Source organism: Streptomyces sp. KMM 9044 (genome assembly GCF_024701375.2).
In the GTDB taxonomy this organism is placed as follows: Bacteria; Actinomycetota; Actinomycetes; order Streptomycetales; family Streptomycetaceae; genus Streptomyces.
Window position 1 is genome coordinate 4,584,036 of record NZ_CP113910.1, and the last position, 11,349, is coordinate 4,595,384.

Here is an 11,349-nt window from a genome sequence, read left to right on the forward strand (position 1 = left end):
GTGTGCCTTGGCACAGTGGGGCCATGCGGGGCTGGTGGCAGGACCTCACCGACCTGGTGCTTCCGGCCGAGTGCGGCGGATGCGGCAGGCCTCTTACGGTGCTGTGCGACCGGTGCCGTACGGCGCTGAGCGGTGCCGCGCCTCGCCGGGTGCGGCCGGAGCCGGAGCCTGCCGGGCTGCCGGTGACGCACGCAGCCGCCCGGTACGCGGACGAGGTGCGCGCCATGCTGCTGGCCCACAAGGAACGGGGAGCCCTGGCCCTGTCCCGGCCGCTGGGCGAAGCTCTGGCGAAAGCCGTGAGCACGGGACTGCGGGGGGCGGTGCGGCCGGGCTCCGGAGAGCCCTTGGGGCCGGGGCCGCTCCACGGAGACCGGGGCACGGTGCTGCTGGTGCCCATGCCGTCCGCGCGGCGGGCCGTGCGGGCCCGTGGCCATGACCCCGCTCTGCGGATCGCCCGGGCGGCGGCGGGTGCGCTGCGCCGGCAGGGGGTACCCGCCTCGGTGCTTCCCGCGTTGCGGCAGCGGCGGGGCGTGGCCGACCAGTCGGGTCTCGACGCCCGGGAGCGGTGGGCCAACCTCGCCGGTGCGCTGGTGGTGGCGCCGGGCTGTGCCCGACTGCTGCGCGAGGGGCAGGTCGTCCTCGTGGACGACCTGATGACCACCGGGGCGTCGTTGGCGGAGGCCGCGCGCGCGGTGCGGACCGCGCTGCGGGCACCGGACGCGACGGACCGGGCGATGGTTCACGCGCGGCCTGCCGGGACGTGCGCGGGGGCGCGTACAACAGAGGCACCCGCGGGAGCGGGGACGCAGGGGCGGGCGCAAGTGGATCTCAGGGCCGATTCGAGTATTTCGGCGTCCGCGTCCGTGTACAGAGGCGAGACCTGGGAAAGGTGTGGAGAACAGCGAAACGGGTCGGCTCACCAGAGGGCGGGCCGGCGGTCCGGCGGATCAGTGGGTACAGCGGACGCGGACAGGGCCGACTGGCCCATTGACGTGAAGTGCGCTGCGGTTGTTGCGGCTTCACCGGATTCTTTCGAAATGAACCGGAACTGATGGGGGAGTTACATCGTTGCAGGTAGTGAGAGCATGAATTCACCTGAACGGAGGTACCCGGTAGAAGAGGGTGACGACATCCGTCCGGGCGAGATATGTTTCGGTTGCGAGGAAAAGCCGCAGGCCACACCTCTCGAACCCGAATGCCGTGCTATGGGTTTTTCGTAATCACCCGGGCCGACGGACTGGGGATCTCGCTCCTGGGGGAGGAGGTGGAAGTCACCGAGTCAGAGGTTCCGGGGCCGACCGGAGCCTGGTGCAAAAGGGAGACGCTCCGCACTGAGGCGGAGTGATCCGGGAACGGAGTTCTGCGTGGACATCGTCGTCAAGGGCCGCAAGACCGAGGTGCCCGAGCGGTTCCGGAAGCACGTGGCCGAGAAGCTGAAGCTGGAGAAGATCCAGAAGCTCGACGGCAAGGTGATCAGCCTCGACGTCGAGGTGTCCAAGGAGCCCAACCCCCGACAGGCCGACCGTAGCGACCGGGTGGAGATCACGCTCCACTCCCGCGGTCCGGTGATCAGGGCGGAGGCAGCGGCGAGCGACCCGTACGCGGCGCTCGACCTGGCAGCGGAGAAGCTGGACGCCCGACTGCGCAAGCAGCACGACAAGCGTTACTCACGGCGCGGCGCGCGCAGGATCTCGGCAGCGGAGGTGCCCGCCCACGTCCCCGACGCGGCGACACTCAACGGAACGGGGGCACTGTCCCTCCAGGAGAAGCAGGAAGCCGTCCCCACCAAGAAGATCGGCTCGTTGGAGGTACAGGGCGAAGGCCCCCTCGTCGTCCGCGAGAAGACCCACGTGGCCGCCCCCATGACCCTGGATCAGGCGCTCTACGAGATGGAACTGGTCGGGCACGACTTCTATCTGTTCGTCGACTCCGAGACCAAGGAACCCAGTGTCGTCTACCGACGGCACGCCTACGACTACGGCGTGATCCACCTCAGCACGGACACCATGGTCACGCAGCCGCATGCTCCTGGGGCGGGCGGGACGCTCGGCGGCTGACCGGGCCGGGTCGCAGCTGGACCGGTGCCCCTGGTGCGCGCATGTGCGCCCCCCAGGGGCACCGGTGTGCGACCACTTCGCACCCCGAGCTGTCACCCCCGTACCGTCCGGGCATGGAATCATGGCGGCAACGGCCCAGACGGTGGGTTGTTGCCTTGGGTTGGTGATGGCTCAGGACCACAGGCCACAGCCTTCAGGGGGAGGAACGATGGCGGACAGCTTCGGACCGATGCGTGGAGAGGACTCCGACGACGGCGACACCGGCAGGGGACCGGACGCGCGCTCCAGATACGGGGAACCGGCCGACGAGCCGGCGAAGGAGCCGGAGCCGATCAGAGTCCTCGTGGTGGACGACCACGCGCTCTTCCGCCGCGGTCTGGAGATCGTGCTCGCGGCCGAGGAGGACATCCAGGTCGTCGGCGAGGCGGGAGACGGAGCGGAGGCCGTGGAGAAGGCCGCCGACCTTCTGCCGGACATCGTCCTGATGGATGTGCGGATGCCCAAGCGGGGCGGTATCGAGGCGTGCACCTCCATCAAGGAGGTCGCCCCCAGCGCGAAGATCATCATGCTGACGATCAGCGACGAGGAGGCGGACCTCTACGATGCCATCAAGGCGGGCGCGACCGGTTACCTCCTCAAGGAGATCTCCACGGACGAGGTGGCCACTGCCATCCGCGCGGTGGCCGACGGACAGTCGCAGATCAGCCCGTCCATGGCGTCGAAGCTGCTCACCGAGTTCAAGTCGATGGTCCAGCGCACCGACGAGCGCCGGCTGGTGCCCGCGCCCCGGCTGACGGACCGTGAACTCGAAGTGCTCAAGCTCGTCGCCACGGGGATGAACAACCGCGACATCGCCAAGGAGCTGTTCATCTCGGAGAACACCGTGAAGAACCATGTGCGCAACATCCTGGAGAAGCTGCAGCTGCACTCCAGGATGGAAGCGGTGGTCTACGCGATGCGGGAGAAGATCCTCGAGATCCGCTGAGCGGAGTCAGGCGAGGGCGCGCGACAGCTCACGGGTGAGCGGCTCGCGCAGCTCCGGCGACTCGACCCGCTCCACGCGGACGTCCGTGCAGTCCACCCAGCCCGCGGCCTCGACCAGAGCTTGTGCGACCGCCGGCACCGCTTTGGGGCCGTCCAGCGTGAGCTGTCTGGCCACCAGGGTGCGGCCCTCGCGGGCCGGGTCGACGCGGCCGACGAGCCGGCCGCCGGCGAGCACGGGCATCGCGAAATAGCCGTGCACCCGCTTCTGCTTCGGCACGTAGGCCTCCAGGCGGTGGGTGAAGCCGAAGATCCGCTCGGTGCGCGCCCGCTCCCAGACCAGGGAGTCGAACGGGGACAGCAGCGTCGTACGGTGGCGTCCGCGCGGAGGCGTGGCGAGGGCCTCGGGATCGGCCCAGGCCGGCTTGGACCAGCCTTCGACCGCGACCGGTACCAGACCTGAGTCGGCGATCACCGCGTCGACCTGCTCGGCCTTGAGCCGGTGGTAGTCGGCGAGGTCGGCGCGGGTGCCCACGCCGAGGGACTTGCCGGCCAGGCGGACCAGGCGGCGCAGGCACTCGGCGTCGTCCAGCCCGTCGTGCAGCAGAGCGTCCGGGATCGCGCGCTCGGCGAGGTCGTAGACCCGCTTCCAGCCGCGGCGCTCGACGCACACCACCTCGCCGTACATCAGGGCCCGCTCGACGGCGACCTTGGCGCCGGACCAGTCCCACCACTCGCTGGTGCGCTTCGCGCCGCCCAGATCGGTGGCCGTGAGCGGGCCCTGGGCACGGAGCTGCTTGACGACCTGGTCGTAGACGCCGTCGGGGAGGTCGTGGTTCCAGTGCGGGCGGGCGCGGTAGGCGCGGCGGCGGAAGGCGAAGTGCGGCCACTCCTCGACCGGCAGCAGGCAGGCCGCGTGCGACCAGTACTCGAACGCGCGCGGCGGCTGGGAGCCGGACTTCCAGTACGCGTCCTCGACCGTCGCCCGGCCGACGGCGCCGAGGCGGGCGTAGGGGATCAGCTCGTGGGAGCGGGCGAGGACCGAGATGGTGTCGAGCTGTACCGCGCCCAGGTGACGCAGGACTCCCCGGACACCGGAGCGGCGGTCGGGGGCACCCAGGAAGCCCTGGGCGCGCAGGGCGATGCGGCGGGCCTCGGCCGCCGAGAGGTCCGTGGACGGACGAGGGAGGGGCGTCATACGTCCGCACGATAGAGGGCGGCACTGACATCGATGCTGACACTCGGGATCCGGTGGCCGTGGCTCGGGCAGTGACTGACGCTCTGCCGGCCCGTCCTGCCGTGGTTCTCGGCAGGAACCGCAGGCCAGGTCTTCGCGGAACAGGCATCGGGGTGTGTCGATGGCCGGCCGGGGATGAGCCGGGCTGAGGGCCGGGAGTATCGCCGGGAGGGGACGGGGGCCGGTGGGGAAGGGTCCCGGTCGAACCCGTACAGGCCGCCCGGTACGTACGGGGCCGGTGCAATGGGCCCGTTTCCGGCGGGTCGACGAGAGGGCGGCGAAGGCCTCGTGGACGGCCTGCTTGCCGATGTTGCCGACGAGGGACCGGGCGGCCTCGTAGCCGGAGCCGCCCGGCGAGCCGGAGGGCGGCCCTGGGACCGGTGGGCCGCTACTCCGCGGCGGGCAGGTACTCCGCGGCGGGCAGGTACGGGGCCGTCGCCGCAAGGCCCAGGTCGCACGGGAGCAGGGAGCCGATCCAGCAGTCGCGCAGCACCCCCTTGTTGTTGAGCGCGGAGCGCAGGGTTCCCTCGACGACGAAGCCCGCCCGTTCCGCCACCGCGCGGGAGGCCCGGTTGCCGACCTCGGCGCGCCATTCCACGCGGTGGACGGAGATCTTCGTGAAGGCCCACCGTGAAACGGCGACCGCTGCCTCGGTGACGTAGCCGTGGCCGCGGTGCTCCTTGACGCCCCAGTAGCCGATCTCCCCCACCCCCAGGGACCGCATGGTGATGCCGAGCATGCCGGTGAGCTCTCCGGAGGGGAGGAAGGCGCCGAAGGTGAACATCGAACCGTTCGCCCAGCCGTCCGGGGCCATCTGCTCCGTGAAGCCCCGCGCGTGCTCGGGAAGGTACGGGGAGGGAACCGTGGTCCAGCGCTGGACGTCGGCGTCCTGGCAGGCGGCGTACACGGCGTCGGTGTCCTGCGGGCCGACCGTGCGCAGCAGGAGACGGTCCGTGGTGAGGGTGACGGGGTCCATCGGCCGATTCTGCTCACGGAGGAGAGCGCGGCGCCAACCCTTTGCGGTACGTGAGGAAACGATCACCCTTCGCACAATTCGACGGGTGGGGCGGCACCATCCGCAGCGGCCGGACGTTGTCTCTTCGGAGCAGCCGTGAAACAGATACGACGCTGTGCGCGGCCACCGTCACGGCAGGCCTCCCGGCGTGGTGGGGTCCTCGCATACGATGGCCGTTGCTCAGCAGTGAAACGGAAACCGACCGTCCCAGGCCCGACCGGCAAGGAGACCACCCCCCGTGTCCGTCCTCTCCAAGATCATGCGTGCAGGCGAAGGCAAGATCCTGCGCAAGCTGCACCGCATCGCGGGCCAGGTCAACTCCATCGAAGAGGACTTCGTCGACCTCTCCGACGCCGAGCTGCGGGCCCTCACCGATGAGTACAAGCAGCGGTATGCCGACGGTGAGAGCCTGGACGACCTGCTCCCCGAAGCCTTCGCCACCGTCCGTGAGGCCGCCAAACGCGTCCTGGGCCAGCGGCACTACGACGTGCAGATCATGGGCGGCGCCGCCCTGCACATGGGATACGTGGCCGAGATGAAGACCGGTGAGGGCAAGACCCTCGTCGGCACGCTGCCGGCGTATCTGAACGCCCTGTCGGGCAAGGGTGTCCACATCATCACGGTCAACGACTACCTGGCCGAGCGCGATTCCGAGATGATGGGCCGCGTCCACAAGTTCCTGGGCCTGGACGTCGGCTGCATCCTGGCCAACATGACTCCGGCCCAGCGCCGCGAGCAGTACGGCTACGACATCACCTACGGCACGAACAACGAGTTCGGCTTCGACTACCTGCGCGACAACATGGCGTGGTCCAAGGAGGAACTGGTCCAGCGCGGCCACAACTTCGCCATCGTCGACGAGGTCGACTCGATCCTCATCGACGAGGCCCGCACGCCGCTGATCATCTCCGGCCCGGCCGACCAGGCCACCAAGTGGTACGGAGACTTCGCCAAGCTGGTCAAGCGCCTCAAGCGCGGCGAGGCCGGCAACCCGCTCAAGGGCATCGAGGAGACCGGCGACTACGAGGTCGACGAGAAGAAGCGCACGGTCGCCATCCACGAGTCCGGAGTCGCCAAGGTCGAGGACTGGCTGGGCATCGACAACCTCTACGAGTCGGTCAACACCCCGCTGGTGGGCTACCTGAACAACGCCATCAAGGCGAAGGAGCTCTTCAAGAGCGACAAGGACTACGTGATCATCGACGACGAGGTCATGATCGTCGACGAGCACACCGGCCGTATCCTCGCGGGCCGCCGCTACAACGAGGGCATGCACCAGGCGATCGAGGCGAAGGAGGGGGTGCCGATCAAGGACGAGAACCAGACGCTCGCCACCATCACCCTCCAGAACTTCTTCCGCCTCTACAAGCGCCGCGACCACGACGACAAGGAACAGCCGGGCCTGTCCGGCATGACCGGTACGGCGATGACCGAGGCCGCCGAGTTCCACCAGATCTACAAGCTCGGCGTGGTCCCCATCCCGACCAACCGGGACATGATCCGCATGGACCAGGCGGACCTGATCTACCGCACCGAGGTCGCCAAGTTCGAGGCCGTCGTCGACGACATCGAGGAGAAGCACGGCAAGGGCCAGCCGATCCTGGTCGGCACCACCTCGGTGGAGAAGTCCGAGTACCTCTCGCAGCAGCTCAGCAAGCGCGGCATCCAGCACGAGGTGCTGAACGCCAAGCACCACGACCGTGAGGCGACGATCGTCGCCCAGGCCGGCCGCAGGGGCGCCGTCACCGTGGCGACCAACATGGCCGGCCGTGGTACGGACATCAAGCTGGGCGGCAACCCCGAGGACCTCGCCGAGGCGGAGCTGCGCCAGCGCGGCCTCGACCCCGAGGAGCACATCGAGGAGTGGGCACACGCCCTGCCGGAGGCGCTCGCGCGGGCCGAGGACGCGGTCAAGGCCGAGAAGGATGAGGTCGAGCGGCTCGGTGGTCTCTACGTACTCGGCACCGAGCGCCACGAGTCGCGGCGGATCGACAACCAGCTGCGCGGCCGTTCCGGCCGTCAGGGCGACCCCGGCGAGTCCCGCTTCTACCTCTCGCTCGGTGACGACCTGATGCGCCTGTTCAAGGCCCAGATGGTCGAGCGCGTGATGTCCATGGCGAACGTGCCGGACGACGTGCCGATCGAGAACAAGATGGTCACGCGCGCGATCGCGTCGGCCCAGTCGCAGGTCGAGACGCAGAACTTCGAGACCCGTAAGAACGTTCTGAAGTACGACGAGGTTCTCAACCGCCAGCGCGAGGTCATCTACGGCGAGCGGCGCCGTGTCCTGGAGGGCGAGGACCTGCAGGAGCAGATCCACCACTTCATGGACGACACCATCGACGCCTACGTCCAGGCGGAGACGGCCGAGGGCTTCCCCGAGGACTGGGACCTGGACCGGCTGTGGGGCGCCTTCAAGCAGCTCTACCCGGTCAGGATCACGGTCGAGGCGCTGGAGGAGGAGGCCGGCGACCGGGCCGGACTGACGGCGGAGTACATCGGCGACACGGTCAAGGACGACATCCGCGAGCAGTACGAGCAGCGTGAGGCGCAGCTCGGCTCGGAGATCATGCGTGAGCTGGAGCGCCGGGTCGTGCTGTCGGTCCTGGACCGCAAGTGGCGCGAGCACCTCTACGAGATGGACTACCTCCAGGAGGGCATCGGCCTGCGCGCGATGGCGCAGAAGGACCCCCTGGTCGAGTACCAGCGCGAGGGCTTCGACATGTTCACCGCGATGATGGACGGCATCAAGGAGGAGTCCGTCGGTTACCTGTTCAACCTGGAGGTCCAGGTCGAACAGCAGGTCGAGGAGGTCCTGGTCGAGGACGCCGGGCCGGAGCCGGCCGCGCAGGACGCGGTGCCCGCGCAGGCGGGCGCCCGGCCGGAGATCCGCGCCAAGGGGCTCGACGCCCCGCAGCGGCGGAACCTGCACTTCTCCGCGCCGACGGTGGACGGCGAGGGCGGCACCGTCGAGGGTGAGTTCGCCGAGGACGAGCCGGTGCGCTCCGAGGCCGACGGCCTCACGCGCGCCGAGCGCCGCAAGCAGGCGCGGGGCGGACGCCGCCGCAAGAAGTGACCGCGGCTCCACCGGAGGCGTGAGCTGCCGGTGGAGAGACGGGCCGCGGCCGAGGGCCGGGCACCCCAGGGGTGCCCGGCCCTCGGGCGTCGTACGGGGCCGGGCGGGGGTGTACGGGGCTCAGTGGCCGTGCGGGGCCGGGCGGGGGCCGCCCAGCTCCACGGCGGTGCAGCGCCAGCGCAGGTCGTTGCCCTGTTCGAGGCGGAAGGCCATGGCCCGCAGCCTGTCGCCCGCGCCGATCCGGGCGAACACCTCGAGGGCACCCTCGCGGGGGACGTAGTAGCCGATGTCGCGCACGACCGGGCGGGCACCGCGGGTGCGCAGCGGACCGCGCTCGGCGAGGTCCGCCAGCTCGTCGTAGGCGCGGCCCGCGGTGTGCCGGAGCATGGAGTGGACGGGCCGCTGACCGCTCAGGACGGCGAGGAGCAACTCGGCGAAGTGGTCGGTGGGGCGGGGCTGCGGGACGGGCCGGCGGGGGGTCTGGACGGACACCCGGGAGGCGGCGGGAGCCGGCTCCGGCACAGGGCCGACGGCCGGCACAGGGCCGACGGCCGGCACAGGGCCGACGGCCGGCGCGGGAGCGGCGGCGAGGTGCGGGGGCCGGGGCGTGGCGGGCCGATGCGGAGCGCGGGCGGGGACGGTCCTCACGGCGCGCACGGACGCCTCCTGCGCGGGGTCGGCGGGCCGTGGCAGCGGCAGGCGACGAGGGCGTCCGGGTGTCGCCGGGGCTGTCGTGGCGAAGGACGGCGGGCGGTTGTCGGCGGGGCGGGTGGAAGTGGCGCGGGGCGGGGGAGAGGGGCGGTCCTCGCCGTGCGGAGGGGCGGGGGCGGTGCCTCCGGCGGGGATGCGCGGCGGGGTGGTGCCGTTCGGGCGGCGCGTGTCGCGGCGTCCGGGAGGGCGCGTGCCGGTGCGGCGCTGAGCTCTGGTCATGACCTTGTTCATGGGACCCCGTTCAACGGGCCGGGCAGCGCCGCCGGCCGGGGGCCGGGGCGATACCAGGCAGTAACTTCGTGGTGGTGATCTTCTACGGGGCGGCGGAGGGTGGCGGCAAGGAGCCGTGAGCCGTGTCGGGGCGGTCGGAGGGTTCACTTATCCGAGTGAACGACACCCGGTCGACCCTGTACGGGAGCGGGCGGGCCGGGTGAGTTCCGGGCCCGGAGTGGACGCCGTCGAGGGGATGGGCGGCAACCCGATGGGGGACGCCCGCACGTATCCTGAGGGCCCACCTGGCCGGATGCGGCCGCTCCTCTCCCCGAGGTGCCCCGCGGTCCCCGGCGGACCCCCGACCACGAAAGCGGCCGACATGCGCGTCTACGTCCCCCTGACCCTCTCCGGCCTCGCCGAGGCGTACCGGACGGGAGAGCTGGGCGCGGGGCCGTTCCCCGCCTACGGCGTGACGCCCGCGCTGCGCGAGTGGTACCGCTCCGAGGACCTCGAGGAACTGGAGTACGCGGCGCTGGGCCGTGCCGCGCTGGCCTCGCTACGGCTGCTGGCGGCGGACGCCGGCGCCCCGCGGCGCAGGGTCGTGGTCGCCGTGGACGTACCCGACCGGGCGGCCTCGGCCGTCGCTGCCGGCCCCGGTGAGCTGCGGGTCGACGGGCCCGTACGGCTGGACCGGGCGGCGGCGGTGCACGTGGACGAGGCGGACGCGGAGCCGGACGTGACGTCCGCCGCGCAGGCCCTGCCCACGGCGGACGCCGGGGACGCCGACGCACAGTCCGCCGTGGACGGGGCGGAGGACCACGCACTGCTGTGGTACGCCACGCAGGAGATCCCGAACCTGGTGGGGCCGACGGCCTAGGCGCAACAGCGAGGGGCGGGCCCGTGCGGGCCGTGGAGCACGCCGGCGGGGCGGGGGCCCGGGACGGGCCCGCGACTCCTGGGCGGGCTGCGGACCGGCGGTTGTCCAGGGCCCGGTGCCCGGGGGGGCGGGGCCGGTGCGACCGGTCCCGCGGTGGTGGAGTGCGTGGGTCGTCCGGGCCACCTGCCCGAAGGGCCGGGACAGGGTGCGCGGGCCGGGGTCCTCGGGCGGGACACCGGGTTCGCCGTCGGGTTCGGCGTCGTGCTTGTGGTCGTCGGATACGGAGCCGACCTGCTGTTCTCCCCGATGTCAGTGGCGGCGGGTACGTTCTTTCCATGGGGTTGCACAGGGACGCGCACATCGTCTGGGACTGGAACGGCACGCTGTTCCACGACGTCGACGCGGTCATCGGGGCGACGAACGCGGCCTTCGCCGAGCTGGGACTGGAGCCGCTCACGCCGGAGCGGTACCGGGAGCTGTACTGCGTGCCGGTGCCGAAGTTCTACGAGCGGCTGATGGGGCGGCTGCCCACCGAGACCGAGTGGGAGCTGATGGACGTGACCTTCCACCGGTACTACACCGAGCACCGGGTGCGGTGCGCGCTCACCGAGGGCGCGGCGGAGCTGCTGGCCGGATGGACGTCGGCGGGGCGCAGCCAGTCGATCCTCAGCATGTACGGCCACGAGGACCTGGTGCCCCTGGTCCGGGGCTTCGGCATCGAGCCGCACTTCATACGCGTCGACGGGCGGACCGGACCGTCCGGTGGCGGCAAGTCCGAGCACATGGTGCGGCACCTCGGCACGCTGTCCGGCGTGGACCCGGCGCGCACGGTGGTGATCGGTGACGCCGCCGACGACGCGCTGGCCGCACGGCACGTGGGGGCGTCAGCCGTGCTCTACACCGGTGGTTCGCACAGCAGAGCGAGCCTCGAGAGGGTGGGGGTGCCGGTGGTGGACACGCTGGCGGAGGCCGTCGAGGAAGCGGAACGCCTGGCGAGCTGAACCGGGTGCCGGGCGTCACGGTAAGGGGCGGACGGCGGGCGGGAAACGGACGGAGGGCGATCCGGTGACACCGGGCGCGCACTGTGCAGAACGTCAAAGTTCCACCCCCTGTTTTGTACACATACGGCTCATGACGGGTCCCCCGCGAGGGGCGATAGCCTGGGTGGCGTGATCAGCGCGA

The 11,349-nt window shown here is 71.1% G+C and carries 9 protein-coding genes; 6 read left to right on the forward strand and 3 right to left on the reverse strand.

Annotation, left to right across the window (positions count from 1 at the left end):
* Positions 1-23: 23 nt before the first annotated feature.
* From HUV60_RS20655 to HUV60_RS20665, 3 genes are all read left to right on the forward strand, one after another.
* The gene (locus HUV60_RS20655; protein ID WP_257848733.1) at positions 24-1,052 is read left to right on the forward strand and encodes a ComF family protein; all 1,029 of its coding nucleotides are present in this window, start codon (positions 24-26) and stop codon (positions 1,050-1,052) included.
* A 312-nt stretch (positions 1,053-1,364) separates the two neighbouring features.
* Positions 1,365-2,057, forward strand: a complete 693-nt coding sequence (hpf, locus tag HUV60_RS20660) for a ribosome hibernation-promoting factor, HPF/YfiA family (RefSeq protein WP_257848734.1) — start codon at positions 1,365-1,367, stop codon at positions 2,055-2,057.
* 208 nt (positions 2,058-2,265) lie between these two features.
* The gene (locus tag HUV60_RS20665) at positions 2,266-3,042 is read left to right on the forward strand and encodes a response regulator (protein ID WP_257848735.1); all 777 of its coding nucleotides are present in this window, start codon (positions 2,266-2,268) and stop codon (positions 3,040-3,042) included.
* Positions 3,043-3,048: 6 nt separating this feature from the next.
* Here the strand turns inward: HUV60_RS20665 and HUV60_RS20670 are convergent, their stop codons facing one another.
* Positions 3,049-4,236, reverse strand: coding sequence for a winged helix-turn-helix domain-containing protein (locus HUV60_RS20670; protein ID WP_257848736.1), 1,188 nt, complete (start codon positions 4,234-4,236; stop codon positions 3,049-3,051).
* Positions 4,237-4,663: 427 nt separating this feature from the next.
* Positions 4,664-5,251 (reverse strand): GNAT family N-acetyltransferase, encoded by a 588-nt coding sequence (locus HUV60_RS20675; RefSeq protein ID WP_257848738.1) that lies wholly within the window; start codon positions 5,249-5,251, stop codon positions 4,664-4,666.
* Positions 5,252-5,528: 277 nt separating this feature from the next.
* On the opposite strand from HUV60_RS20675, the gene secA reads away from it, so the two are divergent.
* Positions 5,529-8,366: a preprotein translocase subunit SecA gene (gene secA / locus HUV60_RS20680; RefSeq protein WP_257848739.1), complete on the forward strand. Its 2,838-nt coding sequence runs from the start codon at positions 5,529-5,531 to the stop codon at positions 8,364-8,366.
* 120 nt (positions 8,367-8,486) lie between these two features.
* Here secA and HUV60_RS20685 read toward each other — a convergent pair whose 3' ends face one another.
* Complete coding sequence (locus tag HUV60_RS20685) at positions 8,487-9,308, reverse strand: Rv3235 family protein (RefSeq protein ID WP_257848740.1); 822 nt, start codon at positions 9,306-9,308, stop codon at positions 8,487-8,489.
* A 361-nt stretch (positions 9,309-9,669) separates the two neighbouring features.
* Here HUV60_RS20685 and HUV60_RS20690 point away from each other — a divergent pair, with 361 nt between their 5' ends.
* Together HUV60_RS20690 and HUV60_RS20695 are read left to right on the forward strand one after the other, a co-directional pair.
* Positions 9,670-10,167, forward strand: a complete 498-nt coding sequence (locus HUV60_RS20690; RefSeq protein ID WP_257848741.1) for a DUF6912 family protein — start codon at positions 9,670-9,672, stop codon at positions 10,165-10,167.
* 335 nt (positions 10,168-10,502) lie between these two features.
* Positions 10,503-11,168, forward strand: coding sequence for an HAD family hydrolase (locus tag HUV60_RS20695; protein WP_257848742.1), 666 nt, complete (start codon positions 10,503-10,505; stop codon positions 11,166-11,168).
* Positions 11,169-11,349 lie beyond the last annotated feature (181 nt).